We start from the raw sequence: 26,081 nt of genomic DNA on the forward strand, positions 1-26,081 counted from the left end.
TGCGGCCTGTCAGGCATCTGTGCTAGGCCATCGGCGGGCGCATCCTCCTAAAGGAGGGTACTCCCATGAAACACTTCCTCCGGGACGTGCTGGCTGCCTTTGTGGCCGCCGTCCTTGCGGCCTTGGTGATTCGCTTGTTGAACCTCTAAGACGCAAGTAGCCCGGTAGGAGGTGCAACTCTTACCGGGCCAAAACTTGCGATCCAGTTAATCGCGGGGGATGTGCCCACGGCGGCGGGTGTTCGCGCACCTGCCGCCTTCTTTTTTCTAGCCGTTCCCTCCCCCCTTGGCAAGCCCCGAAAAACGGCGCTACAGGCTGGACGGATCTTTTTTCCCCTTCAGATAGGCCAGCACACCCGCGATGAAATCTTCCGGGGACATTTCATCATGGGTACAGGCATGCGAATCATGTCCCCTCCCTTACTTGGAACGCAGGTACTGCAAGATGGCAGGCATACCGAGAATCACGTCGCCCCAGACCCATAGCTTCAGCCCTGCTTCAAAAAGGATACGATTCTGCCTGCCCAGCTCGGGATGATCCCATGGGTAATCATCGGCCCTATGTTGAAAAGAGCGTACAGCAGCATGAGGACATTGAACAAAACGAACAGAAACCAGAACAGCTTCGCCCAGAAACGGCTCCGGGATGAGGTGATATGATAGCCACAGCGGGGACAGGTTCCTGCCTCGCTGCTGATCTCCCGCTTGCATTCCGGACAAAGGACAAGCGCCATTTTCCTCCCCTCCTACTGCCGCCACCCTACAAACGGGCAGCACTGTCGCCAATGCGGGCAGGCGCGGCCTTGGGGGCGCCTGCGTGCCCTTCCTTCTGCCTGGTCAGCAGCTCATCCTGCAACTGGATGATCTTTGCCTGCGCCGCCAGCAGCTTTTCCTGCAATTCCTGGATCTGGCGGCTGTCGGCCACCGGCTCCCGCTTCTCCCCTTCCGCCCGTGCGGCATCCACAATGTAGGTCAGCACATCGCCCCAGGTCCCGCCCGCTTCGGCGGCCATGGCTTCGGCCGCAGCCGCGATCTCCTGCAGGGGCACCGGCCTGTCCAGGGGCGTGCCGTGCCCGATGAGCATGGGGCCTTCGCCAAAATACAGCCATTGCCGCGACAGGCGCGGAAAGGCCTCCAGCATGGTGGGCAGCAGCGGCCACAGGTTGTGCTGGCGCTTGGCGCTCAAATAGGCGTGAAAGGTGCGGTACTGGACCCCGATCATCTCCGCGAATGCGGGCAGGCCGCCGAAAAATTTTCCCGCCGTCGTAACACGCTCGTATAATTCAGAATTATTTGTTCTGTTCATTTTTATCCCTGAATCTGCGTTGACAAATATGTATGAATCATACATATTTTCCCCACATACATACACATTCAATATCCCCGCCGAACAAAAAGAGGATTTTATGCAGCAGTTTATCTTAACCCCCACAGGCAGGCAAGAGCAGCGCTTCCTCAAGCTCAAGGTCTGGATGCTGGAGCACGGCATCACCTTTGAATCTATTGGAAAATTCCTCGGCATATCTGGCCGGTCCGTCAGCAAGAGCTTGCGTAACGAGCGCATGCCCGTGCGGCATCACCGTGTCCTGCGCTACCGGCTGGACATCCCCGTGGAGCTCCTGCCCAGGGCCGAGGATGTGCCCACCGGCCCCAAGCCCCGCACGCGCTGATCCGCGCTATTGTGTCCGCATATCGCATTTTCGATGAATGAACCACGCAAACAATAACGGGATTTTCGCATGAACCGTCCTCCCTATCCCTCCCTCACGGCCGTGGTCCATGGCATGGTCAAGGCGGCCCCCTCTGGCCTGGATGCCCGCACGGTGGCGGACCTGGTGGGCAAGCCCTACGCCACCCTGATGAGCGAGCTCTCGCAGCAGCCCGGCCACAAGCTGGGCGCGGAACTGCTCCTGCCGCTCATGGACGTCTGCGAGAGCGATCTGCCGCTGGTCTTCCTGGCCAGGCAGCGCGGCGGTGCCTTCGTGCCCCTGCGCCTCCCGGATGACGGGCCGGTGCAGCTTGTCACGGGCCTGAGCGTCAGCATCCGCGAGTTCGGGGAATTCGCCGTGGCGGCGGCGGAGCAGATCGCGGACGGCAAGATCACGGCGGAAGAGCTGCAGGAGATGCGCCGCCTGAGCCACGAGGCCGTGGAGGCCATCATGCAACTGGTGGCGCTGGCGGGCGATGTCCATGACCGCCAGCTATCCCCCGAATAACAAAAAAAGGCCCCGGGCGCTGGTACCGCCCGAGGCCTGACCCCTCACAAAGGAGAGTGCTATGTCCCAAGAACTGTATGCAAAGCCCGCGGCCTCTGTCAAGACAGCCAGCTATCTGGTGCGCCTGCGCGGCCTGCCGCCCCAGCGCCTGAGCATGACCCATCGTGCCCTGCTGGCATTCCTGCAGCAGGCCGGACAGCGCCGGGCAGCAGCCGTGGCGTAGGAGGAAGCATGGGCGCTCTGTCTCCTGAAGAACGGGCAAAGCTGCGGGCCGTGGCGGATATGATCCCCGACCTGCCGGAACTGCGCCAGGCACAAAAGTGCAAGGTGGCCATCTCTGTCCTGTTCCATGTCCTGCGCGTCTGGAAGCCGATTTTTGAAAAGGCCGCTCCGGAGCAATATGCAAAGATCTGCAAGTGGCTGGCAGTTGTGGCCACGGGATACGCTGCCCGCGTCAAGAGGCGGCGCGAGGTCGAGTATGCGCTGGAAAAAATGGAGAACCGCCTGCGCCCCTACCTCAAAAAAACAGGGCTGCCGCCTGAGCGCCGGGCTTTTCTGGCCTGCGCCATGCTGGCGGCGGCCCTGACCCTGATGGACGATGCCAGAGCCACCTGTCCGCTCTATGCCCGCACGGGCGCATGGCGCTATGCCTGCCAGACAACGGACACACTGGTGACGGCTCTGATGCGTGCCTTCCCGGGCTGCGATGAGCGCGGGACGGAAATATATTTTGACCTTACGAGGTGAGTATGGACGACGATATCTCCCCTTTCATCGGCCAGAAACGCGCCGATATCCTGCGCGGCGTCAAGGAGTTCATGGACCGGGGCAAGCAGGAAGGAGCCCGCGGGAGGATCTGCGTGATGATCGCCTTCGGGGATGCTGCAAAATCGCACTTGAGCTTCCGCTCCGCGTCCGGAGCGCTTTGCATGTCCGAGGTGGCGGAGTTCGGCGCGCTGGCCCTGGGCGAGATCGTGGCGCATCTCAAAAAAGCCCCTCTCGCCGACGATATCCTTCCCCGGCAGTAGGAGGTCCGTATGTCTACCCTGTTGATGGATGCATCCCTCGCCAGGCAGGCCGTGCGCCACTTTGGTCTGGATGCCCAGCTGCAGATCCTGCAGGAAGAACTGGCCGAGGCCATCGTGGCCATCAGTCACCTGCGCCGCGGCCGCTGCGGCTCCCGTGAGGACGTGGTGGATGCCATCGGCGACGTGCTGGTGATGATCGACCAGTTGCGCACCGAGCCCTTTATGGCCGATGAGCTCGACGCCAGTGTCGCGCTCAAGTGCGAACGCCTGCGCGCCCTTCTGCCAGCGGAGCCCGTCTCCGGAGAGGATCCGGCATGAACAGCGCTCCGGTGACCTGCCCCCGTCTGGGGCGCGTCATCAGCTCCGGGGCGTGCTGTGGCATCATCTGCAGCACTCCCTCCCGACAGGAGCTGGGGCTCTGCCTGTCCTGCCCCGTGGGGCAACGTCTGGCCATGACATGCCCCTTTTACACCAAGATGCACGCTGTCCCTGACCAGGGAGCGACCCGTCCTGCCGAGGCGGCCCTGCGCGAGGTTTGCGCTTCGTCCTCCCCCGTTACAAGACGGATCGCAGCTTCGGTTTCAAGTTTTTGTCTGTTGTCGCCCAGGCACAGTTCCACTGGCACGGCCGCCCCGAAGATCTGGAGGGGGCCGCCCGCAACGCCGGGCTTACCATGCGCAAGCGCCCGTGGGGCATCGCCCGCGATGCGGCGCTGACGCGCTTTGTGGAGGTCGGATCATGAGTAATGTCACCCAGATTCCCGATCCGCCCCAGCTGAAGGTGCTGGGTTGCTTCCTGGACCAGCTTCCTCCCATGATCGCCAGGAAGGAGGTCAAGTATTTCACCGGCGGTGCCATAAGCTCCAAGAGCGTCTCTAACGATGACTATCTGGGGAATGGCCCCAAGTTTCGTATGAAGATGGGCGACGCTGTCGTCTACCCGACGGCCTTCTTCCTCGCTTATCTCGAAGCCAAAGGAGTGACGCTCATTGTTCCCCCGTCCCTGTAACCAGCTTTTGCCGGGCCAGCTCTGCCTTGGCCAGAGCGGCCCGGCGCTTGTCCATGTCGCAGATATGGAGATAGATCTCCGTGGTCGTGACGCTGGCGTGGCCCATGAGCGTCTTCAGGGCATAAATGTCCAGCCCGGCCTCCAGCATCCGTGTGGCGAACGTGTGCCGCAGGGTATGCCAGACCACCCGGTTGCGCGGATCGGTGACACCATCGTTAAAGCCGAGCTTGTCCATGATGCGATGCATTGCACGCGGCAGGCTGAACGGAGAGCGCACATGCCCGTCTGGACCAGGAAAAAGATAACCCGAAGGGATACGCTGCAGGCGTTCGCGCAGCATGGAGAGCGCCTCGGGGAAAAGACGCCCCGCATGGAGGATGCGTGTTTTTCCGCCTTTTGTGGACCGAGCGCTATCTTTTGCTCCGGTAAGCACGCGAATGGCTCCGGTCTCAGGATCGCAGCTTTCGCAGCGCAAGTTGAGAAGCTCCCCGGCGCGCAATCCCGTATCCAGGGAGAGCAAAATCATGTCGTGGATCTCCACGGACTCCCCACGCCGCCCCCTGTAACTAAGCAGCTCCGTGATCTCTGCATCGCTCAGGACGCGGAGTCGGCGGCTGTCCATTTTGGGGAGCATGATAGCGCGATTGCGGCGGCTCAAAATCGCCGGATTCGCGCCGCTGAACAGCATGATGCCTGGAGCGCCTGGGGCTGGCGTCTCCAATGCGTAATTGTAGACCTCCCGAACGGTTTTGAGGATGTGCAAAACCGTCTGGGGAGAAAGCCCGGCTGCGGGATTGTTTTTATTCCGTCCAGAAAGAGGCCGCTTGGCAGCGACAACTCGGCCAAGATCAGCCACGTCCTGCGGCGTGATCTCTCGTGCGAGACGATCTCCAAGGATGGGCAGGATATGAGTTGCCAGCAACTGGACGACCTTGGTATGACTGGCACGATGCGCTTGAGTCCACATGGTGTAATGCTCTGCCAGCTCTCGGAAGGTCAAATCGGCTATCTGTGCTCTACGGGCAAGCTGGGTCTCGCGCTGCTTCTGCTCCTCAGCCATGGACCGCATCTCGCGCAGGCTCTGCGGACGCTTTCCTGTGCGGATATTTTCCTTCAGCTCGCGCAGCAAGGCGACGGCTTTGGCGACCGTCCAGCCTTCGCTGGTCCAGCCCAGCGACTCATGGACACGCTTGCCCTCTCCAACCCTGTAACGGATCGAGAGGCAACGGTCAGGTCCACGGCCATGCTTCCGCGTGGGATGCTCGCGATACAGCACTCCCTCTTTCCCCGGCAACGTATGCCATCGCTGTTTGTCACCCATTTGTCACCCACCTTTTTAGATTCCATGGGCAGTTATGGGTATCTGCTATCACCCGCAAGACTTGAAAATCAAGGGGATAAGTGCTTAAAGGCACTCATGGGCACTACCGTCAGTATTCTTCTAAGCTCTTGGCCGGGGGTTCGAATCCTCCCGGGCGCGCCACCAGAAAAGTAAGACGGTCACGGGACTTCCTGTGACCGTCTTTTTCTTTTTCGTCCTCTGCTCATCCCGTCGACAGGCGTAAGCACCTTTTCCTGTGCCCAGCTTTTGAGAGCGCTCCATACCTCCCCCAATTGGAGATGATTCATACATACGGAAAAAGTCGCATAGGCTGCCATATTTTTCCATGTTATGGAACATCGATTTGCCATATCGCAATATCTGCAATGAACACACAACTATAGAAGTCATTTCATAATTCTGGAGAAAATTTAAGGTTTCGGTTAGTCTCAAAAAATGAGCAAAGCCGAAATGCTAACTGATGATCAATGGTCTGTCCTGGAACCTCTTTTTCAGAAAGAGCGCACAGGCGCAGGACGTCCACAAATTCATTCTGACAGAGAAGTTTTAAATGGCGTCCTCTGGGTCTTGCGTACAGGCGCGGCATGGGCGGACTTACCGGACAGGTTTCCATCTTCCGCAACTTGCTATCGGAGATTCAGCAAATGGGTAAAAGATGGAAGGCTTCGAAAAATTCTGGAGTCTCTGGCCCGGCATCTTGAAGATAATGGCCTGATAAATCTGGAAGAATGCTTCATTGACGGCACATTCGTTGTCGCAAAAAAAGGGGCCCAAAAGTGGGAAAGACCAAGCGGGGCAAAGGTACGAAGCTCATGGTTATTGCTGACGCTTCTGGTTTACCTATCGCCGTGTACACGGATTCTGCTAACCCTCATGAAGTCAGACTTGTCCAGGCTACAATCAATGAAATTGTCACGTTGGGACGACCCCGAAGAATTATTGGGGATCGTGCCTATGACAGCGATCCGCTTGATGAAGCCCTTGCTTCTCAGGGAATTGAACTCATCGCGCCGCACCGCAAGAATCGTAAAAAGCCGGCGACGCAAGACGGACGGCTCTTGCGCCGTTACAAAAGAAGATGGAAAATTGAACGCCTTTTTGCGTGGCTTAACAAATTTAAAAAGGCAATAACTCGTTGGGAAAGGTGCGTTGAACGTTTTACGGCTCTTGTCCACCTTGCTTTTTCTATGATTTTGTTGAGAAGAGTTATAAAAATTGCCCATTAATTATGAAATGAGTTCTAATCATAGCACTATATTATCCATCATGCCCCATCAACTTGCTTGATTTCCAGAAAGCAATTATATAATTTATGAACAAGGATAATTATTTTTATATCCAACTTAAATAACAGTGCAAATTACATCAATATATACCAGTATGCCTAATTTCGAATGTACCCGTTGCGGTGCCTGTTGCAGCCATCTCAGAGCATTTGGCGACCTTTATTCTGACCTCGATAACGGACGAGGAGTTTGCAGATTTTATGATCAGAAGAGTCATCTTTGTTTATGCTATGAACATCGGCCTCTCAAATGCCGCGTTCGTGAAGGCTATGTTTTCTTTAGCAAAACCATGTCGTTCGAGGAGTATATCCTCAAAACACGGCAAGGCTGCCTGTATCTGAGAGGATTATCAGGGCAGCTTCCCAGTGACCTTGAGAAGCATGAGGTCGACGACAGTCTTTTTTCATCAAGCTGCATAGCAGACGGGAAACTATCAACAAGGAGGTACGCCATGCCACTGCCACTCATTCCAGTTCTCATTGGTGGAGCCGCGCTGCTCGCCGGGGGATATGGTGTCAAAAAAGGGCTCGATGCCAAGGAAAACTTTGACCGGGCGAAGGATATCTCGGCAGATGCCCAAAGGATCTATGATGATGCCGTGGAGCGTCTGGAAGATGTCCGGGAAGAAACGCAGGCCAGTCTGGAGGACCTGGGGAGAAAGAAGATCTCCATCCATAAAAAATTCTTGCTGCCATTTATCGAAACGGCTCAAAAAATAAAGAATATCGAGCATAACGACGACTTTGATTTTGATACCGACATTTGTATTACGGCAGACTTAGCAGAGATCCAGCAAATCTCTCTCGAGATTTCTAGTGTTCTTGCAAGCGGCGCTGCGGCGCTTTCAAGCGGTGCGCTGGCTGGCTTTGGTGCCTTTGGTGCAGCTGGCGCTTTAGCTTCGGCCTCTACAGGTACGGCAATCAGCGCTCTTAGCGGTGTTGCGGCAACTAATGCCACCTTGGCATGGTTCGGCGGTGGCGCGTTGGCTGCCGGAGGCCTGGGAATGGCGGGAGGGACTGTTGTCCTTGGCGGGATAGTGGCTGCTCCAGTTCTGGCTGTAGGAGGACTCGTCCTGGCGTCCAAATCGGAGGAAGCCATCGAAGATGCCCGTTCCAACCTCAGCAAGGCCAAGGCTGCGGCCGAATCCATGCGTGCTGCCTGCACAGGAGCCCAGGCCATCATGGATGCTGCCGATGAGCTGCGGGACGTCATCGAAGAGCTGACCCCCTATTGCTATGCATTCAATCGCAAACTCCAGGCAGTAGTGAACGAGGAAATAAACTACAGCATTATTAAAGAGGATCCCCAGAACAGGTTTGTGGTAAAAACATCCTTCGAGCTGGCCAAAACGGTCTCGAACATCCTCAAAACCCCTCTCTTTGATGATTCTGGTGCTGTCACGCGGGAACTCCGCACGCTTCTGAGAAAAAATACATCGTTTTTGCGACAGCTTGCTTTGATGTAACTCGAGGAGGATCCCTGTGAGCTCTGTAGTCCATCTGCTAGACCCCCCGGACATTCTTGAAGCTCCCTCACAGCAAATGGCGATTCCCAAAGGGGTACTTCAAGACGTGGCTGATGAGGTCGGAAAACAGTTACTCCGGCGTTTCATGTCTGCCTTTGGCAGCAATCTGGCCCTTGCTGACGGTGTAGCGTTGTATTCCAACCAGGTCGCTGCCTGCCGCTCCGTATACAACGTCACCCATAACAAAGATGGTTCCCTCAACAAGAGCCCTCGCGTATACGGATTTATCTTTGAATCCCTTGCAGTGGGAGAACAAAATCGCGATGCGATCATCCAAAAAACAGGCGTGACCTACGACCGTGTGGATGACCTGTACTACCAGCAGTGCAAAGATGGGGAAAAACTGCCGCATGAAGATCTGGAATCTCTTGCGACGTTCAACAATCCCTATACGGATGTTGTCGGCTATGATGAATCCGGTATCAAGAGCAAACAGCAACTCAAGGCCGAAAAAGATACACGGGGCTTGCTGGAAGAACGCTACACTATCTCCCAGGATGACCAGGCGCCGGATGTGATCCTTGTGCCTGCGGATGATTACGAACACCACAAGGCCGAACTGGAGCGCATGGCGTGCAGCCAGAATGAGGAGCTGGCAGCTCGGGCCAAGGCGGCTCTTGCCAAATTGCGTAAAAGCTCCCTGACCCGTGACCAGATTAAGACGCAACAGGCTGCCTATACCCATGTGGCGATGCAGACGGTAAAGGACGGGGTCTGCCGGGCTGGCGAAAGGTCCATGCAAGGCATACTGGCCGAAGCGGGCATGCTGGTCATCGGTGGGGCTGTCTGGGAATTGCGGGATGCGGCGACGAATCCTTCAGAGCTCACCATCTGGCAGCGCTTGGAACGCTTCCTGGGCATCTTCTGGAAAAAGCTGACCGCAAGCGCTGTCGTACGTGTCGGCAAGGAATTTGCCCTTGAGGCCTTGCACCTCCTCTTTGGCGTGCTGCGGAATATCTTCAAATCCGCGGGGGCCCTGCTTTCGACCCTCGCCCAAGGGATCTCGACGGTTTGGGAATCCATATATGACTACCTTACCGGCAAAATAGAAAGCTTCTCCCAGCTGGTCACGGTCATCCTGAAGACGTTGACGACCGTCGGCATAGGTACGCTCGCCTTCACGCTGGAACAGCAGTTGACGGCGCTCGGCATCCCCGGGATGCTGAGCGGTCTGATGGCAGCAGCACTGGCGGGTGTTGCCGTCGTGTTCGCCAATCGTTCCATCGACGCGACGATTTTCACGCTGACGAACCTCTTTTCCCGTGTCGATGCCTCCCGGCTTCGTCGGGAACAGATAGAAACTGTCTGCCGCGAAGCCATTCCCCGCTTGCGCATGCAGAGAAGGGCCCTAGAAGCCTCTTTGCAGAAGTATTATGCTGAACGGGCGCGTCTGTTCAGATCTAACTTCACTGACCTGCGAGAAGCCCTGGCTTCCCGGGACAGCATGCGGACCTGCATGGCACTCGAATCTCTCAACCAGGCCTTCGGCTGTACGCTTGGCTGGAAGACCGACAAAGAATTCGATGAAATGATGGAGAGCGACGCCCCGCTCATCCTCTGACTTCTTCCACGAATTCGAGCCTCCCGGCATGTTTCTCCAAAAGAAAGGCGGCCACATGGTTCGCATGTGACCGCCTTTCTGAATATCCCTTTGCGATCCCGCTCCCGTTTTTCGAGCACAAGAGCCGCTGACGTACTATAACAACTTCTTTACACAGCCTCTTTCTCCAGCCGGTACAGGGTCAGGCCGTGCGGCAGGGGCGTCTCTTCACTGACGGTATAGCCCAGCCACAGCAGTGGCCGCAGATCCGCGGCATCCCGTGCCGGGAACAGCAGTTCGCGCCGGGCCTCGGGCAGCAGGCTTTCCATCTGCAACAGCAGCATGGTCTCCACATACTGTCCCTGCCATTGCGGATGCACCAGCAGCTGGGCCAAATGCTGTCCGCCGTCCACTTCTCGCCCGCCTACGGCACCCACCATGGTGTCGTCTTCCATCAGGGCCCGCAACACCACGCCGTGAGCAAAAAAATCCTCCAGCGAATCTCCGGCCGTTTCGGGCAAAGGCTGCCCTTCCGGCAGCAGACGCGCCCGCACCATTTCCTGCAACTGTACAAGAGCAGCCAGATCTTCCCGGCCGGCCTTTTCAAGACGGATCATGCATAGCCTCCTTTTCGGAATCCAGCCTAGCAAGGGAATGGGACTGCCGCAAGCAGCCCGGTCTGCAACAGGCATCACTATGCTGCCCGATCCCCCGGCCACCACTTGCAGTCAGTACGCCGCAGCAGCCACAGGCATAAAATATTTTTTTCGTACGGCCATCCTGCGATGGAACGTTTTTCCCCTTGGCGCAAGCGCTGACAAGGACAGGGAATTGTGGCATGGTCGCGGCATGAAGACTGCAAAGCATTTCACGACCATCGACCAGATCTGGGAACACCTGGACGGCCTTGGTTTCTTCCACATGGACCTGAGCCTGACGCGCATGGAGACCGCCCTCTCCCGCCTGGGCCTTTCCCGCCCGCCCTTTGTGGTGGCCCAGATCGTGGGCACCAACGGCAAGGGCTCCACGTCCGCCTTTCTGGACAGCCTGTCCCGCGCCCACGGCTGCCGCACCGGACTCTATACCTCGCCGCACTTCCTTTCCCCCTGCGAGCGCATCCGCATCGACGGCGTCCCTCTGCAAGAAGACCTGTGGCCCGGGCTGGCTACGGAAGTCTACGCGGCGCGACCGGACCTGACCTATTTCGAATTCCTGACCGTGCTGGCCATACTGGCCTTTGCCCGTCAGGGCGTGCAGCTGGCCGTCATGGAGGCCGGGCTGGGCGGCGCCCATGACGCCACCACGGCCCTGGCCAGCGACCTGACCTGCTTCGCGCCCGTGGCCATGGATCATGCCGCCATCCTGGGCCCCACCCTGCGAGACATCGCCCTGGACAAGTGCGGCGCCATCCGCCCCCGCGTGCCGGTGGTCAGCGCGCCCCAGTTCCCGGCTGCCGAAGAGGTCCTGCGCCGTCAGGCCGAACGGCTGGCCGCTCCCCTGAACATCGTCGAGCCCCTGCCGGGCAACATGCCGCTGGGGCTGGCCGGGCCGCACCAGCGCATCAATGCCGCCGTGGCCCTGCACGCCTGGCAGGCCCTGGCCCCGCGCCTGCATGTGACGCCGCGGCCCGATGCCGTGGCTCGGGGACTGGCCCGGGCCTTCGTGCCCGGCCGTTTGCAGTCCGTGCCCGCCACGGACCAGCATCCGCCCCTGCTGCTGGACGGCGCCCACAATGCCCACGGCATGGCCGCCCTGCTGGCCCATGTGCGCCAGTCCGGCCTGCGCCCGCGCGCGGCCATCTATTCCTGCCTGGGCGACAAGGACTGGCACCCGGCCCTGATGCTGCTCAAGCGGGCCCTGGGTGACGCGCCGCTCTTCATCCCGGCCCTGCACAACGAGCGCGCCGCCGACGCCGCCCAGGTGGTGGCCGCCGCCAACGCTGCGGCCCCGGCCCATGCCACCCTGCTGCCCGACGTGCGCAACGCCCTGGATGCCGTGCGCGACCTGCCCGGCGACGACAGGGCCCCGGTCATCATCAGCGGGTCCCTGTACATGCTGGCGGAATTTTACGGCCTCTACCCCCATCTGCTGGAACAGCCCGCCTCCGCCCGGGGCGCCAAGGAGGACGCATGAACCACCTTTTCCGTGCCCTGCCGTCCATGGACGCCAGTCTGGATGCCCTGCTGACGGCGGACAAGGCCCTGCACGACCTGCCCCGCCCCCTGCTGCGCGAGGCCGTCACGGATTTCTGGAACAGCCGCCGCGACGACATCCGCGCCGGTCGCGTACAGGATGCCGCCGAACTGGCCCTGGAGGCCTGTCTGCCCGAGCTGCTGGCCTTCGTCCGCCGCAAGACGGCGCCGCGCCTGCGTAATGTCATCAACGGCACCGGCGTGGTCATCCATACCAACATGGGACGTTCCGTGCTGGCCCGGAGTGCCCAGGAGGCCGTGCGCCGGGTCATCTCCGGCTACTGCAACCTGGAGCTCGACCTGCACAGCGGCGGACGCGGCAGCCGCTACGTCATCATCGACGAGCTGCTCCAGCGCCTGACCGGCGCCGAGGCCGCCATGGTGGTCAACAACAACGCCGCCGCCGTCCTGCTGGTGCTGGATACCTTCTGCAAGGGCGGCGAGGTCATCGTCTCGCGCGGGGAACTGGTGGAGATCGGCGGCAGCTTCCGCATCCCGGAAGTGATGGAAAAAAGCGGTGCCCGCCTGCGCGAAGTGGGCGCCACCAACCGCTGCCACCTGCACGACTACGCCGCGGCCATCAACGGAGACACCCGCGCCCTCATGCGCGTGCACACCTCCAACTACCGCATCGTGGGCTTCCATTCCGCCGTGCCCCTGCCCGATCTGGCGGCTCTGGCCCGGGAACACGGCCTGCCCGTCATCGAGGATCTGGGCAGCGGTTCCTTCATGGACTTTTCTTCCGTGGGCCTGCCCAACGAACCTACGGTGCCCGAAGTGGTGGCCGGAGGCGCCGACGTGGTGACCTTCTCCGGCGACAAGGTGCTGGGGGGCCCGCAATGCGGCCTCATCGTGGGCAGCCGGGAGCGCATCGAGGCCCTGAAAAAGAATCCCCTCACCCGCGCCCTGCGCTGCGACAAGCTGACCATGGCCGCGCTGGAAGCCACCCTGCGCCTTTATTGCGAGCCCGAACGCGCCCGCCGCGAGATCCCGACCCTGCGCGACATCTGCCGGGACCCCAAAGACCTGGCCCGTGCCGCCCGCTCGCTGGCCGCCCGGCTGCGCCGCGCCCTGGGCCCCGCCTGCCGCATCAGCCTGCGCCCGGATGTTTCCCGCGTGGGCGGCGGCGCCTTCCCGGAACGCGACCTGCCCACCACCCTGGTCTGCCTGGAGCCCGCCGCCATGAGCGCCACGGCCCTCAAGCAGGCCCTGCTGGATACCACGCCGCCGGTGCTGGGCCGTCTGGAAGAAAGGAGCTTCTGCCTCGACCCGCGCACGCTCCTGCCCGAAGACCTGCCGCGCCTGACGGCCCTGCTCAAACAGCTGCTGGCCGGCTAGAGCCTATTTCCGCCCGCACCCCGCTCCACAGCGCCATGCGGGCCATGCTTCCCGGCCATGCACCGGCCGGAGCATCACGCCCTGCCGCGGCTGCCGGACCTCCGGCCAGCCGGGCACCGGCTCCATGAAAAGGCAGCCGCAGTACCGCTGCCTAAAGGATACTGGATATGAAAAAAGCAGAAACGCCTTCCCTCACCTACAGTCCCCGCAATGCCTGGGACGTGTACACCACCGCCACCCAGAAGCGCCAGATGGACGCTCTGGTCAAGCGGTACATGGATTTCCTCAGCAATTGCAAGACCGAGCGCGAGACCGTGGCTTATGTGCAGAAACGCCTGCAGGAAGCCGGGTTCAGCGAGGACTTCAAAAAGAACACCGTGTTCCGCAACCTGCGCGGCAAGGCCATCTTTGCCGCCCGCAAGGGCAAGATCCCGCTGCAGAAGGGCGTGCACCTCATCGCCGCCCATGCCGACAGCCCCCGTCTGGACTTCAAGCAGCGTCCGCTGGTCGAGCAGCCCGGTGTGGCCCAGGCCAAGACCCACTATTACGGCGGCATCCGCAAGTACCAGTGGCTGGCCCGTCCTCTGGCCCTGCACGGCGTGGTGGTGCTGGAAAACGGCAAGAGCATCAGCGTGGCCATCGGAGAAAAAGCCGGAGAGCCCGTCTTCACCATCGCCGACCTGCTGCCCCATCTGGCCCGCAAGCAAAACAGCCAGACCCTGGCCGAAGTCTTTGACGGCGAAAAGCTGAACATCATCCTCGGCCACAGCCCGGCCCCCACCGCCGCCAAGAACAAGGACATCAAGGAGCCCATCAAGCAGCACGTGCTGGAGCAGCTCAACGCCAAGTACGGCATCCGCGAGGAAGACCTCGTCACCGCCGAACTCCAGGTCGTGCCCGCGGGCCCCGCCACCTATGTGGGCTTCGACAAGGGGCTGGTGGGCGGCTACGGCCAGGATGACCGCATCTGCGTCTTCACCGCCCTGGAGGCCCTGCTCAACGCCAAGAACACCAACCGCCTCTGCCCCAACATGGCCGTCATGTTCTGGGACAAGGAAGAGATCGGTTCCGACGGTGCCACCGGCGCGGCCTCCCGCTTCCTGCAGTACTGCTTCGAAGACCTGGCCCGCGCCTGGGCCCCGGGCATCCCTGTCTCGCAGGTGCTGCTCAATACCCGCGCCCTGTCCGCCGACGTGGACGCCGCCTTCGACCCCGACTTCCCCGAAGTGCACGAAAAGCAGAACGCCGCCCAGCTGGGCCACGGCCCCGTCTGCTCCAAATACTCCGGCTCCGGCGGCAAATACGGTGCCAGCGATGCCGATGCCGAGTTCTACGGCTATGTGCGCGGCCTGTTCAACGCCCGCAACATCCCCTGGCAGCCCGCCGAACTGGGCAAGGTGGATGTGGGCGGCGGCGGCACCGTGGCCCTCTTCCTGGCCGCCTACGGCATGCAGGTCATCGACTGCGGCCCGGCCCTCCTCTCCATGCACAGCCCCTTCGAGCTGGCCAGCTGCGTGGACATCCTTGCCACGGCCGAAGCCTACAAAGCCTTCCTCGAAGGTTAGCCCGCCGCTGCTGAAGCGGCATCATTGAGAGGGGGCGGGGACGTTTTTTGTAAAAACTGTCCCCGCCCCCTCTCAAACTCTCCCCCACCCCTGAAAAAACGTTTCTCTGGTCGGCATGGAAGGTCTCCGTCGCTGTCTGGCGGGGAGGGACTTCCAGCCCCTGACCGGAGAAAAGACAGTCTGTCATACCGCCATGTCTGTTGCCTGATCGAAGGGATTCTTGCGGCATGCCCGGCGGAAAGTAACGCGCCGTCGTACATCGCCATATCCGGCAGTACGCTTTTTCTTGCATCTCGCACGCCTGCCTCGCGGCGTAGCAAGACTATCCGCCCTGTATTTTCTGTTTTCCGCCACCGGACACCCACTGACTAACGCCGCAAAAAACGAAAAGCGGACATCCTGAGATGTCCGCTTTTCCATTGCCCGCCGGTCAGCGACGGGGACCTTCCAGAAAGATCATATGAGCGGTTTTGGGGGAGGAGTGGGGAGCTGCCCCCTTTTTCCCGCTGGGAGCGCCGTGCCCGTTACGACGGAGGAAGCTACGGGCATCGACAGCACCGCAAAGGGGTTCCCCTCCCCTCGAACCAGCCTTTCCCCGCTCCCTACCGTGCCACCAGCACCCAGGCGGGGCCGGGGGCATCCAGATGGCTGGCCACATAATTGGCGCGTTCGGAACCGCCGCAGAACAGGTCGATGCGCCGCTGCTTGATGGCGCCGCCCACGTCCTGGGCAAAGCCGATGCCGCGCAGAGGCAGACTGCCGTATTTTTCATCCGGCACGTTGACGCCAAAGGCCACCACGGCCCCCAGCGGGATATAGCTGCGGTCCACGGCCAGGGAGAGCCATTCGTCCACCACATGGCCCATGGCGCCGGTGGGACCGCGGCTGCCGTAGCGGAAAAAGACGTAGCTGGGGTTCTCGTTGAGGATCTCGCGCACGCGCTGGGGATTGTCCTTGAACCACTGACGCTGCTCGAAGATGTCGCCGCGCTTGAGCAGGCCCTTCTCGCGCATGATGCGGCCCGAGCTCTTGTATTTGTGGCCGTTCTGGCCCGCATAGTTGATGAAGGCCTCGGTACCGTCATCGAAGACCAGACGGCCGGAGCCCTGGATCTCCAGGAAGAAGACGTCCACGGGGTCAGCGGCCCAGGCCAGTTCCAGCCCCCGACCGGCCAGCAGCTGCTGCTCTTCGATCTGGCGGCGGGTATAGTAACGGCCCTTGTGGCGGCGCTTGTACTGCTTCATGTCCGGCGGCAGGGCGTAGATGGCCTGCTCGTAGCCGGGCTTGCGGGTACGGCTGGCCTTGACGCGGGGCTCATAGTAACCGGAATAGGCGATGCCGGAGGGGACCTCCACCCACTGGAAGTTCTGGAGGAAGAGCTGCGGTTCGGCATCCAGACGGGGCAGCAGCTCCTGCAGGCGCAGCAGGGTGCGTTCCAGGTCGCCCCAGGTCAGGCGCAGGCCGGGACGGTCGATGGCCACGGCCACGGCGGGCTTGCTCTTGACATAGCGCAGGGATTTCCGCACCGTAGGCGCCATCTCGCGCCACGACTGCAGGTCCTGGTTCCGGGGCGCAAGATGCTCCGTGAAGAATTCGGGCGATTCAAAGCCCACGGCGGGCCCTTTGGGGATCAGGTATTCCTCGTGCGTCTGCCGCGACCCGCAGCCGGACAGCGCCAGGGCGGCCAGCAGCACGGCGCACAGCGCCAGACGCGGGAGCCCCTTCCCCACACGCAAAGGAGTTTTCTGATGCATGACGATTTTCCTTCCCCGGCCATCTGGTTCACCCACCGGATCTCCTACGGTGAAACAGATACCATGGGCGTTCTGTATTATGCGGAGTATCTCCACATCTTCGAGAGGGCGCGCAGCGAATTCATCCGCGCCTGCGGCATGAGCTACCGTGATGTGGAGGAAAAGGACATCATCCTGCCCGTCCGCGAGGCCCAGTGCCGTTACCGTTCCCCGGCCCGCTATGACGATCTGGTGCAGGTCCACACGGCCATCAGCGAATGGGGCCGCGCGTCCATGCGCTTTGTATACGAGATGTGGAACGAGGACAAGACGCGCCTGCTGGCCACGGGCAGCACCCAGCACGCCCTGGTGAACCGTCAGGGACGTCCTGTGGCCGTGCCGGACTGGCTGCGCGATCTTCTGGGCAACCTGAAATAGCGGCGGCCTGACAGCCGAACACGAAAAAAGCCGGGGACATCCCGGCTTTTTTTATGGCATTGGAAAAATTTTTCACAACATTTTTTATTATTTTCTGCCGTGTGCCCATCCGCACGCCACGGCAGGGACGCGGAGGACTCGTACCGGGCACGGATTTTCAGGCTCCCGGGGAGGTGCCTGTCCCCATTCTTGCACAAGCAGCCATCTATTTTGTCTTTCCGGGCGCAGATGTCAAGTTGAGCAAAAAAGTTGGGGCACTTCCCTTTTTGGCCATGTCGGGCTATGGTTTTATTACTACCGTGTGAAAGGTCGCACGTTGCCCTCGTAAATCCGGCGGCCCCGGGCTCGCCATATCGCTTACTAAGGGAGTTTTAGCATGTCCAACCCCGTGGATACCCAACGTACTTACGCACTTGTAGGCACCGGCGGCTGCGGCAAAACGTCGCTGGCCGAGATGCTCCTCTTCAATAGCGGCGCTCTGACCCGCATGGGCGCCATCGAAGACGGTACCACCTGCCTCGACTATGAACCGGAAGAAGTACGTCGTCGCGGCTCCATCCAGCCTGCGGTGGCTACCTGCCTCTGGAACAAGAATCGCCACTTCATGCTTGATATCCCGGGTGACGGAAACTTTACCGGCGACATGGAATGCCTGCTCAAGGGCGTGGACGGCGTCGTCTTCGTGCTGGACGCCGTGGATGGCGTGCGCCCCCTGACCAAAAAATTCTGGAACCTCACCCGCGCCGAAAACCTGCCCGCCATCTTCGTCATCAACAAGATGGATCGCGACCGCGCCGACTTCCAGATGGCCTTCGACGGCCTGTCCACCCTGGGTGTCAAGGCTGTGGCGCTGCAGGTGCCCATCCGTGAAGGCGAGGCCTTTACCGGCTATGTGGACGTGCTGACCGGCAAGGCCTACACCTTTGGCGCTGACGGCGCTGTCAGCGAATGCGATGTGCCCGCCGATGTGGCCGACGACGTGAGCCTGCTCCACGACCTGACCGTGGAAAACATCGCCGAAAGCGATGAAGAGCTCATGGAAAAATACCTGGAAGAAGGCAGCCTGTCTCTGGAAGACCTGCAGATCGGTCTGCGCAAGGGTACCGTGGCCGGTGAGCTCTGCCCCGTGCTGGTCTGCTCCTCCCTGGAAAACAAGGGTGGCGTGGCCGTGCTGGAAGCCATCCAGGCCCTGCTGCCCGCCGCTTCCGAGCGCCCCGCCTTTGTGGACGCCCTGGGCCAGGAACGCAAGCCCGATCCCGACGCCCCCGTGGCCGGTTTCGTCTTCAAGACCCTGGCCGACCCCTTCTCCGGCCAGCTTTCGCTGGTGCGCATCCTCTCCGGCACCATCAATGGTGATGCCACCCTCAAGAACATGCGCAGCGGTGAAAACGAACGCCTGGGCAGCCTGCTCTTCCTGACCGGCAAGACCCAGACCCCCTGCAAGGAACCCGTGGGCCCCGGCGCCATCGTGGCCGTGGCCAAACTGAAGAACACCCGCACCGGCGACAGCCTGTGCGACGAAAAGCAGCCCTTTGCCCTGCCCATGCCCAAGCTGCCGCCGCAGCTCATCACCTACGCGCTGGCTCCCAAGGAAAAGGGCGATGAAGACAAGGTCTACTCCGCCATCCAGCGTCTGCTGGACGAAGACGTCACCCTGCGTCTGGCCCGCGACGAAGAAAACGGCGACATCCTGCTTTCCGGTATGGGCCAGCTGCACATCGAACTTTCGGTGGAAAAGGCCAAACGCCGCTTCAAGGTGGACATCATCCTCAAGACGCCCAAGGTGCCCTATCGTGAGACCGTGCGCGGCAAGGTGCAGGTGCAGGGCCGTCACAAGAAGCAGTCCGGCGGCCGCGGCCAGTTCGGTGACTGCTGGATCAAGATGGAAGGCCTGCCCCGCGGTTCCGGCTATGTCTTCGAAGACGCCATCGTGGGCGGCGTGATCCCCCGCCAGTACATCCCCGCCATCGACAAGGGCATCCAGGAAGCGGCCGCCCGCGGTTTCCTGGCCGGTTGTCAGGTGGTGGACTTCCGCGTCAAGGTCTACGACGGCAGCTACCACACCGTGGACTCCTCGGAAATGGCCTTCAAGGTGGCCGGCTCCCTGGCCTTCAAAAAAGCCATGGAAAGCCTCAAGCCCGTGCTGCTGGAACCCATCGTGCTGCTGACCGTCTCCGTGCCTGACGAATGCATGGGCGACGTCATCGGCGACCTTTCCTCGCGTCGCGGCAAGGTGCTGGGCTCCGACTCCGCCGCCGGTGTCACCGAGATCAAGGCCCACGTGCCCATGAGCGAAGTGCTGCGCTACGCTCCCGACCTGCGCTCCATGACGGCCGGTCAGGGCTTCTTCACCATGGAATTCGCCCACTATGAAGAAGCTCCCCAGCCTGTGGCCGACAAGGTCATCGCTGAACACCAGAAGGCCGTGGCCGGCGAATAAGCCCCAGCCTCTCTCCTGCTGATCAAGGGCCACCTGCTCCGTGCGGGTGGCCCTTTTTATTTACGGACGTTCTTCCACAGGTCCCCCGCAGCGCACCGAGGGTTGCAAGAAAGGGGAAACATTCCCCGGAGTGGACGGAAGAGGAATGCAACAAAGGGACATCGCCCCAGAACGGAGGACGCAGCCACAGCGCTGTCTGAACAGCAAAAATGCGAAAAGAGCCACGCCATCCAGGCAGGATTCCTGCCCGTTCCAGAGCCGAAAACATCGTGACACAGCCCCGGGAGCGATGACCGCACCGTGTCCGGCAAAGCGCCCTCGGCATCCCCCCTGCCCTTCCCCGTATCAGGTGAGCCAGAGCTGCAGCAGCGATGGGCAGGGATAGGGCCTGACGGCACCGGCTGCCCCTTCCCGCAGGCAACAAAAAAGGGAGGTCATCCGCGGATGTCCTCCCTTCGCAAAAATCAGGCGTATCGTTTACAGGGAACGCAGGCTGGGGGCCGCATGACGGGCCGCAGGGACCTTGCCTGCCAGGCTCATCTCGGGCCGGATGCCCGCATTGCGTTCGATGAGCTCCACAGCACGGGAGATCTGGCGACCGACCCTGGACTCATTGGCGATCTCGCGTTCCAGGGATGTGATGCCCTTGATGACCGTGGAGTGACGGCGGTTGAAGCGCTCGCCGATCTCCTTGAGGGACATGTCCGTATGCTTGCGGGCCAGATAATAGATGGTATTGCGGGCCAGCACGTACTGCTGTTTGTGCGAACGGGATGCCAGCTGGCGTTCGTTGAGGCCGTAGCTCTCGCAGACCAGGCGCACGATGGAGGCGAAGTCCGGGCCACAGTCCACGGTGGCGTACTGCTGCAGCACTTCCAGCGCCAGCTCGGGATTGAGCCCGCAATTGAGCATGCGCGCCTTGAACACCAGACTTTTGAGGCAGGATTCCAGCTGGCGCACGTCGCCCTGCAGGCGCCCAGCCAGCAGATCACAGACCTCGTCAGGCAGCAGCACCTGAAAGCTCTTGGCTTTGCGCTCCAGGATATGGCGGCACATTTCCGTATCGGGCCGCTCCAGAGGCGACACGATGCCGGAGCAGAAATGGGAGACCAGCTGGCTGTCCAGTTTTTCCAGCTCGCGCGGAGAAAAGCTGCTGGTGAAGATGGCGCGGCCGCCGCGATCCTGCAGGCTCTTGATGACGGTCAGGACCATGTCCTGCATCTTTTCCTTGCCCTGGAGGAAATGCACGTCTTCCAGCAGGAGTACGTCCAGATCGCGCAGACGGGCGCGAAAGCTCTCCACATCATTGCTGCGCAGGGCAGCCACATAGCGCGACGCCAGATCCTCGGCGGAAAGGTAGGCCAGACGGGCCTGACCGCCCTGCTCCTGCACGGCACGGCCCACGGACTGCATGATGTGGGTCTTGCCCAGGCCGGAGGCCGAGCTGACGAACAGCGTCTCCACACAGCCGCCGTCATGGCAGATGTCCTTGGCCGCAGCCACGGCCATGGCGTTGCAGGGGCCGACCACGAAATCGTCGAAACTGAAGCGCCAGCGCTGACGGGTACGGGGGCGCAACGTGGGGGCAGGCAGAGGCAGGGAACACTGGCTGGGCTGCCAGAGGGGCTGGGACGGACGGGAAGGCGCCGTATGGAGAGGCGTTGCGGGCGCCTCATGCACGGGCTGCGCCACGGGCGTAGCGAGAGGGGCCGCAGCAACGGCGGCAGGGGCAGCGGGCGCGGCAGGAGCGGGAGCAGCACCCTGACAGGAGATACGGATATCGATGTTCTCCGGCGCCACCTGCAACACGGGCGCGGCAGCGGAGCGCAACGTATCCCGCATGCGGTCACGCAGCCAGCGGGCCACATATTCGCTGGGTGCGGCAAGGCACAGGCTGTTCCCCTCGATATGGGCATCCAGGGGATGGATCCACACCTTGAAGATGCCGGGATTGAGGACATCCCTCAAATTTTCAGAGATCTTCTGCCACTGCTCTTGCATGCCTGTCATTGCCCGCCCATGAAAAATGCCGGTACGCGGGTCATGGTCAGCCATGCCCGCTCAAAAATGTCTCGCCCCATTGGTGCTGTTGCGATGTCGCCGTCCGTCTTTCGGCGAAGCGCCCGCAAGGATGTAGTTTTTTCGCGTTGTTCTGTCAACATATGGCGAACGGGAAGACCAGGCCTTTCGCGCCTGCTGCCGCCATGCGGGCATCCCTGCCCTCTATCCTCTGTGGACGCTTGTGAGATTCTGCCCTTTTTTTCCCCATACTGCAAGCCGGAAGAGCCGCCATGAAAAAGAAAGGTCGTTGCCACCGGAATGACAACGACCTTGGGATCTTGCAGATATCGATGTTTACTTGAACTGCACGAAGTTCTTGAGCAGCCCCAGCAGTTCGTAACGCAGGGATTCATCCTGCAGGGCGAAGTAGATGTTGGCGCTCAGGAACTCGGCCCAGTCACCGGCATCGAAACGCATGCCGGCCATACGCACGGCCATCATGCCGCGGTCCTTGGCCATGGCCTGCAGGGCGTCGGTGAGCTGGATCTCGCCGCCGTGGCCCGGTTTGACCTTTTCCAGATAGTCGAAGATGTCCGGGGTCAGCACATAGCGCCCCACGATGGCCATGCGGGAAGGCGCGTCCTCGCGCTTGGGCTTTTCCACCATGTCCCGCACGCGGTACACGCCGGGGGCCACTTCCTCGCCATCGATGATGCCGTAACGGCTCACCTTTTCCCACGGCACTTCCATGACGCCGATGACGGGCATCTTTTCGGCCATGGCCACTTCGATGAGCTGGCCGATGCCGGGCACGCCGCTGAACATCAGGTCGTCGCCCACCATGACGGCAAAGGGCTCGTCACCCACCAGTTCACGCGCGCACAGCACGGCATGGCCCAGGCCCAGCTGGCGCTTCTGGCGCACGGAAAGGATGTTGACCATCTCCGCCACGCGGCGCACTTCTTCCAGCTTGTCCAGCTTGCCGGAACGCTCCAGCAGGTCCTCGAGCTGAAGGTTGTGGTCGAAATGGTCTTCGATGACGTTCTTGTCGCGGTTGGTGACGAAGATCACGTCCTTGATATGGGCACGCTGGGCCTCTTCCACAACGTACTGGATGACAGGCTTGTTGTAGATGGGCAGCATTTCCTTGGGAATATTCTTGGTTGCGGGCAAGGAACGGGTCCCCCAGCCGGCCACAGGGATAACAACCTTACGAATATCCTTCATGTTCTCCTCCATCATGGCACGCCCGTCACGGGCCGTACCTGGGACATGGTTCTTGACGAAAGTATGTCGCGGGTCTGCCGCGGCAGCTCCAGGAACGAATCAGCTCCTCCGGGAAGAGGACAAAAACTAGCGAAGTTCGCGGCTCACCACATCGGCCAGATCGCGCGCGTAGCGGACGACCTTGTCTTCATCTTCGGCCTCGACCATGACGCGGCACAGGGCCTCGGTGCCGGAGTAACGCAGCAGCACGCGGCCACGACCGGCCAGGGCCTTTTCCACATCGGCCACGGCCTTGCCGATGGCGGGGCGCTCCTCGAAGGGCAGCTTTTTTTCCACCCGCACGTTGATGAGCTTCTGGGGGAAGAGGTGCAGCAGGCCCGCCAGCTCGGACAGGGGCTTTCCCTTCTCGCGCACGATGCGCAGCAGCTGCAGGGCCGCCAGCAGACCGTCACCGGTGGTGCTGTACTGGCGGTAGATGAGGTGCCCGGACTGCTCGCCGCCCAGCATGGCGCCGGTCTTGCGCATGGCTTCCATGACGTAACGGTCGCCCACCTTGGTGCGCAGCAGCGTACCGGCGCGTTCCTTCATGAAGATCTCCAGCGCCAGGTTGCTCATGGCCGTAGCCACCAGCATGTTGCCGGGCAGTTCGCCCCGCTCCATCATGGCCTGGGCCCCCAGGGCCATGAGCTGGTCGCCGTCCAGGACATTGCCCTTTTCATCCACCACGATGAGGCGGTCGGCGTCGCCGTCCAGAGCCAGGCCCACGTCCGCGCGCACTTCGCGCACCTTGGCGGCCAGGGTCTCGGGATGCAGGGAACCGCAATGGTCGTTGATATTGGTCCCGTTGGGGCTGGTCCCCAGGCGGAAGACTTCCGCCCCCAGTTCTTCCAGGGCCAGCGGGGCCACCTTGTAGGCCGCACCGTTGGCACAGTCGATGACGATGCGCAGGCCGGACAGGGTCAGATGGGCCGGGAAACAGCTCTTGGTGTACACGATGTAGCGGCCGCCGGCGTCTTCGATCTTGCTGGCGCGGCCGACCCGGTTGGAATCGGGATAGGGCCAGCGCATGTCGGGATCGAGCACCATGGCCGAGATCTCGTTCTCCACCTCGTCAGGCAGCTTGAAGCCGTCGGCGTCGAAGAATTTGATGCCGTTGTCCGAATAGGGGTTGTGCGAGGCGGAGATGACCACGCCCAGATCCGCCCGCATGTTGCGGGTCAGGAAAGAGATGGCGGGCGTGGGCAGCGGGCCGGTCATGATGACGTGCATGCCGGCGGCGCACAGGCCCGCCGTGAGGGCGGACTCGAACATGTAGCCGGACAGGCGGGTATCCTTGCCGATGACCACGCGGTGCTGGTGCGAGCCTTTGCGGAAGCGCACCCCGGCGGCCAGGCCCAGACGCAGGGCCACATCCACGGTCATGGGATAGATATTGACAGGGCCACGCAGGCCATCAGTGCCGAAAAGACGTTCTGCCATGTGTTCTCCTTGCCGGTGCCATGCGCCGGAGGCTACTTCTTACGGGTAATGGTAACGCTGTCGAATGAGGGATTCAAGATGGTCATGCCTTCCGGCAGCTGGATGCGCGGCTCTGCCGTGCCCTTCTGCCCCGGCTCCAGCGCCGGCGGGACGACCATCACTTCCAGTCGTTTGAGATAGGACGAATTGCGGGCCAGGGCCTCGGGCACCTCCACCATGACTTCCACATGGGAGGGCTCCACCGTGAACTGCGAGGCGTTCTGGGCCTCCACCGAGATCTTGCACCGGCGGGAGACCACGGTACGGCCGCTGGTGATGGTGTACTGCACCTTCACCGAGGCGGGGTTGGAGGTGACCAGGCTGGGAGTATCCAGCAGCAGGGTCTGCTCCACCGTGGTGCCGGCGGCCTTGGGATCCAGCCGGATGCCCAGAGGCAGGTTGTTGATGGACGAGATGACGCCTTCCGGCCCGCGCAGAGTGACGGATGCCGGGGACACGGTCACGTTCTCCACGGTCAGGGCCCCGCTGCGCAGGGGGGATTCCAGCACGGCCCGGATGGGCACGCTGCGCTCGGCCAGGGTGTCGGCCGTGATGACGATGCGGGGCGGCTGTACGTCCACCAGCTCGAAGGCCCGCAAACTGGGGCCCATGTTGTCCGAGGTCAGGGGGACGATGGTCGTGCCCTTTTTGATATTGGAAAGATTGATGGCTTCCGTCAGGCTGCGCGACGAGATGGAGCGCAACAGGATCTCCGGCCCGCGCAGACGCACCTGCACCTTGCTGACAAGACCGTCCGTCACCACCAGCCCGGAGGGGATGCCGTTGTATTCGATGCCCACTTCCAGCTGGACTTCCAGACGGTCGCGCACGCTGACCACATACCACATGCCCACGGCCACGGCAAAGGCCACGAGCAGGGAAAGGAGATGGGGGGCCTTGCGGCTGTTCTTAGAGAATATCATTGAGCACCTGCCTCAAGCGTGTGGCATCGAGACTGCGGACGAGCTCGCCCTTCATGGCCACGGAGATCTCGCCGCGCTCTTCCGAGACCACGACCACCACGGCATCACATTCCTGCGTCATGCCCAGGGCGGCGCGGTGGCGCGTGCCGAACGACTGCCCCTTGGCCTCGGCCAGGGGAAGGATGCAGGCGGCGGCCGTGATGCGCCCCTTGCTGATGAGCACGGCACCGTCATGCAGCGGCGCCTTGGGATAGAAGATGTTCATGAGCAGCTGGCGTGACAGCAGGGCATCCACCCGCACGCCTTCGCGCTTGATCATGTCGTCCAGCCGGGTGCCCCGCTCGATGACGATGAGGGCCCCCACACGCAGGCGGGCCATCTCCACACAGGCCATGACCACTTCTTCCACGGCCGAATGCTGCAGCGCACGCTTGCGGAAAAGGTTGTTGGTCCCTATCTCGCCCAGTGCCTGCCGGATGTCGCTCTGGAAAATGACCACGATGAGCAGGAACAGGGAGCTGAAGACATGCTGCAGCAACCAGGTCAGGGTATACAGCGCCATGCTGCGCGAGATGAAATACAGCAGGGTCAGCAGCCCAAGACCGGTCAGCACCGTCAGGGCACGCGATCCCCGCAACAGCTGGATGACCTGGTAGAGCAGGAATGCTACCAGCAGGATGTCCAGCGCGTCACGCCATTCAAAAACCACATGTTCCAGCACGGTCCCTATCCTTGGGCATCAGAAAAATCCCCTTCCACGCC

Annotated in this window: 27 protein-coding genes; 17 read left to right on the plus strand and 10 right to left on the minus strand. The window is 61.4% G+C overall.

Going from position 1 to position 26,081, the window contains the following annotated elements; all coding sequences use genetic code 11:
- Positions 1 to 487 precede the first annotated feature (487 nt).
- Together Q4I12_RS13095 and Q4I12_RS13100 are read right to left on the minus strand one after the other, a co-directional pair.
- Positions 488 to 733, minus strand: coding sequence for a hypothetical protein (locus tag Q4I12_RS13095; protein WP_302261911.1), 246 nt, complete (start codon positions 731 to 733; stop codon positions 488 to 490).
- 26 nt (positions 734 to 759) lie between these two features.
- On the minus strand, positions 760 to 1,305 hold the full coding sequence (locus tag Q4I12_RS13100) for a hypothetical protein (RefSeq protein WP_302261912.1): 546 nt from the start codon (positions 1,303 to 1,305) through the stop codon (positions 760 to 762).
- A gap of 100 nt (positions 1,306 to 1,405) precedes the next feature.
- Between Q4I12_RS13100 and Q4I12_RS13105 the strand changes: the two genes are divergently transcribed.
- The 8 genes from Q4I12_RS13105 (at position 1,406) to Q4I12_RS13140 (ending at position 4,251) form a co-directional block, all read left to right on the plus strand.
- The gene (locus Q4I12_RS13105) at positions 1,406 to 1,669 is read left to right on the plus strand and encodes an XRE family transcriptional regulator (RefSeq protein ID WP_297231046.1); all 264 of its coding nucleotides are present in this window, start codon (positions 1,406 to 1,408) and stop codon (positions 1,667 to 1,669) included.
- Between the two features lie 69 nt (positions 1,670 to 1,738).
- The gene (locus Q4I12_RS13110; protein ID WP_302261915.1) at positions 1,739 to 2,215 is read left to right on the plus strand and encodes a phage regulatory CII family protein; all 477 of its coding nucleotides are present in this window, start codon (positions 1,739 to 1,741) and stop codon (positions 2,213 to 2,215) included.
- A 61-nt stretch (positions 2,216 to 2,276) separates the two neighbouring features.
- Positions 2,277 to 2,438, plus strand: a complete 162-nt coding sequence (locus tag Q4I12_RS13115; protein ID WP_204626380.1) for a hypothetical protein — start codon at positions 2,277 to 2,279, stop codon at positions 2,436 to 2,438.
- An 8-nt stretch (positions 2,439 to 2,446) separates the two neighbouring features.
- Complete coding sequence (locus Q4I12_RS13120) at positions 2,447 to 2,962, plus strand: hypothetical protein (protein WP_302261918.1); 516 nt, start codon at positions 2,447 to 2,449, stop codon at positions 2,960 to 2,962.
- 2 nt (positions 2,963 to 2,964) lie between these two features.
- Positions 2,965 to 3,243 (plus strand): hypothetical protein, encoded by a 279-nt coding sequence (locus tag Q4I12_RS13125; RefSeq protein WP_302261919.1) that lies wholly within the window; start codon positions 2,965 to 2,967, stop codon positions 3,241 to 3,243.
- A 9-nt stretch (positions 3,244 to 3,252) separates the two neighbouring features.
- The gene (locus Q4I12_RS13130; protein ID WP_289616504.1) at positions 3,253 to 3,561 is read left to right on the plus strand and encodes a nucleoside triphosphate pyrophosphohydrolase family protein; all 309 of its coding nucleotides are present in this window, start codon (positions 3,253 to 3,255) and stop codon (positions 3,559 to 3,561) included.
- Between the two features lie 217 nt (positions 3,562 to 3,778).
- Positions 3,779 to 3,985, plus strand: a complete 207-nt coding sequence (locus Q4I12_RS13135; RefSeq protein WP_302261922.1) for a hypothetical protein — start codon at positions 3,779 to 3,781, stop codon at positions 3,983 to 3,985.
- Positions 3,982 to 4,251, plus strand: a complete 270-nt coding sequence (locus Q4I12_RS13140) for a hypothetical protein (RefSeq protein ID WP_302261923.1) — start codon at positions 3,982 to 3,984, stop codon at positions 4,249 to 4,251. Before Q4I12_RS13135 ends, Q4I12_RS13140 begins: the two co-directional genes overlap by 4 nt.
- On the opposite strand, the gene Q4I12_RS13145 is transcribed toward Q4I12_RS13140, so the two are convergent.
- On the minus strand, positions 4,229 to 5,572 hold the full coding sequence (locus Q4I12_RS13145) for a tyrosine-type recombinase/integrase (protein WP_302261924.1): 1,344 nt from the start codon (positions 5,570 to 5,572) through the stop codon (positions 4,229 to 4,231). The two genes, Q4I12_RS13140 and Q4I12_RS13145, sit on opposite strands and share 23 nt — an antisense overlap.
- Before the next feature lie 456 nt (positions 5,573 to 6,028).
- Between Q4I12_RS13145 and Q4I12_RS13150 the strand changes: the two genes are divergently transcribed.
- The 3 genes from Q4I12_RS13150 (at position 6,029) to Q4I12_RS13160 (ending at position 9,965) form a co-directional block, all read left to right on the plus strand.
- A protein-coding gene (locus tag Q4I12_RS13150; protein WP_412388922.1) for an IS5 family transposase occupies positions 6,029 to 6,819 on the plus strand; the annotation gives its coding sequence in 2 pieces (ribosomal slippage) (positions 6,029 to 6,371 and positions 6,371 to 6,819; 792 coding nt in all).
- A 511-nt stretch (positions 6,820 to 7,330) separates the two neighbouring features.
- Entirely contained in the window at positions 7,331 to 8,344 is a 1,014-nt protein-coding gene (locus tag Q4I12_RS13155; protein WP_302261926.1) for a hypothetical protein, read from the plus strand.
- Positions 8,345 to 8,360: 16 nt separating this feature from the next.
- Positions 8,361 to 9,965 (plus strand): hypothetical protein, encoded by a 1,605-nt coding sequence (locus tag Q4I12_RS13160; protein WP_302261928.1) that lies wholly within the window; start codon positions 8,361 to 8,363, stop codon positions 9,963 to 9,965.
- 149 nt (positions 9,966 to 10,114) lie between these two features.
- Here the strand turns inward: Q4I12_RS13160 and Q4I12_RS13165 are convergent, their stop codons facing one another.
- A complete protein-coding gene (locus tag Q4I12_RS13165; protein ID WP_302261929.1) occupies positions 10,115 to 10,561 on the minus strand; it encodes a GNAT family protein in 447 nt (148 codons plus the stop codon).
- Positions 10,562 to 10,793: 232 nt separating this feature from the next.
- On the opposite strand from Q4I12_RS13165, the gene Q4I12_RS13170 reads away from it, so the two are divergent.
- The 3 genes from Q4I12_RS13170 to Q4I12_RS13180 all read left to right on the plus strand — a co-directional run bounded on the left by Q4I12_RS13170 (position 10,794) and on the right by Q4I12_RS13180 (position 15,039).
- Positions 10,794 to 12,077 (plus strand): bifunctional folylpolyglutamate synthase/dihydrofolate synthase, encoded by a 1,284-nt coding sequence (locus tag Q4I12_RS13170; protein ID WP_302261930.1) that lies wholly within the window; start codon positions 10,794 to 10,796, stop codon positions 12,075 to 12,077.
- Positions 12,074 to 13,474 carry an L-seryl-tRNA(Sec) selenium transferase gene (gene selA, locus Q4I12_RS13175; RefSeq protein WP_302261931.1) on the plus strand — a complete coding sequence of 467 codons (1,401 nt, stop codon included), beginning with the start codon at positions 12,074 to 12,076 and terminating at the stop codon, positions 13,472 to 13,474. Before Q4I12_RS13170 ends, selA begins: the two co-directional genes overlap by 4 nt.
- A 167-nt stretch (positions 13,475 to 13,641) precedes the next feature.
- Positions 13,642 to 15,039 (plus strand): aminopeptidase, encoded by a 1,398-nt coding sequence (locus tag Q4I12_RS13180; protein ID WP_302261932.1) that lies wholly within the window; start codon positions 13,642 to 13,644, stop codon positions 15,037 to 15,039.
- A 602-nt stretch (positions 15,040 to 15,641) separates the two neighbouring features.
- Here the strand turns inward: Q4I12_RS13180 and Q4I12_RS13185 are convergent.
- A complete protein-coding gene (locus Q4I12_RS13185; protein ID WP_302261934.1) occupies positions 15,642 to 16,793 on the minus strand; it encodes an MltA domain-containing protein in 1,152 nt (383 codons plus the stop codon).
- Between Q4I12_RS13185 and Q4I12_RS13190 the strand changes: the two genes are divergently transcribed.
- The 3 genes from Q4I12_RS13190 (at position 16,788) to Q4I12_RS13200 (ending at position 19,650) form a co-directional block, all read left to right on the plus strand.
- Positions 16,788 to 17,210 carry an acyl-CoA thioesterase gene (locus tag Q4I12_RS13190; RefSeq protein ID WP_168935673.1) on the plus strand — a complete coding sequence of 141 codons (423 nt, stop codon included), beginning with the start codon at positions 16,788 to 16,790 and terminating at the stop codon, positions 17,208 to 17,210. The genes Q4I12_RS13185 and Q4I12_RS13190 overlap by 6 nt on opposite strands.
- A 53-nt stretch (positions 17,211 to 17,263) precedes the next feature.
- Positions 17,264 to 17,515, plus strand: a complete 252-nt coding sequence (locus Q4I12_RS13195) for a hypothetical protein (protein ID WP_168935672.1) — start codon at positions 17,264 to 17,266, stop codon at positions 17,513 to 17,515.
- 71 nt (positions 17,516 to 17,586) lie between these two features.
- On the plus strand, positions 17,587 to 19,650 hold the full coding sequence (locus tag Q4I12_RS13200) for an elongation factor G (RefSeq protein ID WP_302261937.1): 2,064 nt from the start codon (positions 17,587 to 17,589) through the stop codon (positions 19,648 to 19,650).
- A gap of 477 nt (positions 19,651 to 20,127) precedes the next feature.
- Here Q4I12_RS13200 and Q4I12_RS13205 read toward each other — a convergent pair whose 3' ends face one another.
- The 5 genes from Q4I12_RS13205 to cdaA all read right to left on the minus strand — a co-directional run bounded on the left by Q4I12_RS13205 (position 20,128) and on the right by cdaA (position 26,040).
- Positions 20,128 to 21,660, minus strand: a complete 1,533-nt coding sequence (locus Q4I12_RS13205) for a DnaA ATPase domain-containing protein (protein ID WP_302261938.1) — start codon at positions 21,658 to 21,660, stop codon at positions 20,128 to 20,130.
- A 345-nt stretch (positions 21,661 to 22,005) separates the two neighbouring features.
- On the minus strand, positions 22,006 to 22,878 hold the full coding sequence (gene galU, locus Q4I12_RS13210) for a UTP--glucose-1-phosphate uridylyltransferase GalU (RefSeq protein ID WP_168935669.1): 873 nt from the start codon (positions 22,876 to 22,878) through the stop codon (positions 22,006 to 22,008).
- A 126-nt stretch (positions 22,879 to 23,004) separates the two neighbouring features.
- Positions 23,005 to 24,357: a phosphoglucosamine mutase gene (gene glmM / locus Q4I12_RS13215; protein ID WP_297158897.1), complete on the minus strand. Its 1,353-nt coding sequence runs from the start codon at positions 24,355 to 24,357 to the stop codon at positions 23,005 to 23,007.
- Positions 24,358 to 24,389: 32 nt separating this feature from the next.
- On the minus strand, positions 24,390 to 25,319 hold the full coding sequence (locus tag Q4I12_RS13220) for a CdaR family protein (RefSeq protein ID WP_006006470.1): 930 nt from the start codon (positions 25,317 to 25,319) through the stop codon (positions 24,390 to 24,392).
- Positions 25,306 to 26,040, minus strand: a complete 735-nt coding sequence (gene cdaA / locus Q4I12_RS13225) for a diadenylate cyclase CdaA (RefSeq protein ID WP_168935667.1) — start codon at positions 26,038 to 26,040, stop codon at positions 25,306 to 25,308. Before cdaA ends, Q4I12_RS13220 begins: the two co-directional genes overlap by 14 nt.
- Positions 26,041 to 26,081: the final 41 nt, after the last annotated feature.

It is taken from the genome of Desulfovibrio piger (assembly GCF_951793255.1).
GTDB lineage: Bacteria > Desulfobacterota > Desulfovibrionia > Desulfovibrionales > Desulfovibrionaceae > Desulfovibrio.

Excerpts from the sequence above, each read along its gene's own strand:
- Q4I12_RS13165 (WP_302261929.1), bottom strand. The coding sequence starts at position 10,561 with ATGATCCGTCTTGAAAAGGCCGGCCGGGAAGATCTGGCTGCTCTTGTA.
- Q4I12_RS13170 (WP_302261930.1), top strand. The coding sequence starts at position 10,794 with ATGAAGACTGCAAAGCATTTCACGACCATCGACCAGATCTGGGAACAC.
- selA (WP_302261931.1), top strand. The coding sequence starts at position 12,074 with ATGAACCACCTTTTCCGTGCCCTGCCGTCCATGGACGCCAGTCTGGAT.
- Q4I12_RS13195 (WP_168935672.1), top strand. The coding sequence starts at position 17,264 with ATGGCATTGGAAAAATTTTTCACAACATTTTTTATTATTTTCTGCCGT.
- Q4I12_RS13205 (WP_302261938.1), bottom strand. The coding sequence starts at position 21,660 with ATGACAGGCATGCAAGAGCAGTGGCAGAAGATCTCTGAAAATTTGAGG.
- Q4I12_RS13190 (WP_168935673.1), top strand. The coding sequence starts at position 16,788 with ATGCATGACGATTTTCCTTCCCCGGCCATCTGGTTCACCCACCGGATC.
- Q4I12_RS13220 (WP_006006470.1), bottom strand. The coding sequence starts at position 25,319 with ATGATATTCTCTAAGAACAGCCGCAAGGCCCCCCATCTCCTTTCCCTG.
- glmM (WP_297158897.1), bottom strand. The coding sequence starts at position 24,357 with ATGGCAGAACGTCTTTTCGGCACTGATGGCCTGCGTGGCCCTGTCAAT.
- Q4I12_RS13155 (WP_302261926.1), top strand. The coding sequence starts at position 7,331 with ATGCCACTGCCACTCATTCCAGTTCTCATTGGTGGAGCCGCGCTGCTC.
- Q4I12_RS13130 (WP_289616504.1), top strand. The coding sequence starts at position 3,253 with ATGTCTACCCTGTTGATGGATGCATCCCTCGCCAGGCAGGCCGTGCGC.
- Q4I12_RS13185 (WP_302261934.1), bottom strand. The coding sequence starts at position 16,793 with ATGCATCAGAAAACTCCTTTGCGTGTGGGGAAGGGGCTCCCGCGTCTG.
- Q4I12_RS13125 (WP_302261919.1), top strand. The coding sequence starts at position 2,965 with ATGGACGACGATATCTCCCCTTTCATCGGCCAGAAACGCGCCGATATC.
- Q4I12_RS13140 (WP_302261923.1), top strand. The coding sequence starts at position 3,982 with ATGAGTAATGTCACCCAGATTCCCGATCCGCCCCAGCTGAAGGTGCTG.
- Q4I12_RS13110 (WP_302261915.1), top strand. The coding sequence starts at position 1,739 with ATGAACCGTCCTCCCTATCCCTCCCTCACGGCCGTGGTCCATGGCATG.
- Q4I12_RS13120 (WP_302261918.1), top strand. The coding sequence starts at position 2,447 with ATGGGCGCTCTGTCTCCTGAAGAACGGGCAAAGCTGCGGGCCGTGGCG.
- Q4I12_RS13200 (WP_302261937.1), top strand. The coding sequence starts at position 17,587 with ATGTCCAACCCCGTGGATACCCAACGTACTTACGCACTTGTAGGCACC.
- galU (WP_168935669.1), bottom strand. The coding sequence starts at position 22,878 with ATGAAGGATATTCGTAAGGTTGTTATCCCTGTGGCCGGCTGGGGGACC.
- Q4I12_RS13100 (WP_302261912.1), bottom strand. The coding sequence starts at position 1,305 with ATGAACAGAACAAATAATTCTGAATTATACGAGCGTGTTACGACGGCG.
- Q4I12_RS13145 (WP_302261924.1), bottom strand. The coding sequence starts at position 5,572 with ATGGGTGACAAACAGCGATGGCATACGTTGCCGGGGAAAGAGGGAGTG.
- Q4I12_RS13095 (WP_302261911.1), bottom strand. The coding sequence starts at position 733 with ATGGCGCTTGTCCTTTGTCCGGAATGCAAGCGGGAGATCAGCAGCGAG.
- Q4I12_RS13115 (WP_204626380.1), top strand. The coding sequence starts at position 2,277 with ATGTCCCAAGAACTGTATGCAAAGCCCGCGGCCTCTGTCAAGACAGCC.
- Q4I12_RS13105 (WP_297231046.1), top strand. The coding sequence starts at position 1,406 with ATGCAGCAGTTTATCTTAACCCCCACAGGCAGGCAAGAGCAGCGCTTC.
- Q4I12_RS13180 (WP_302261932.1), top strand. The coding sequence starts at position 13,642 with ATGAAAAAAGCAGAAACGCCTTCCCTCACCTACAGTCCCCGCAATGCC.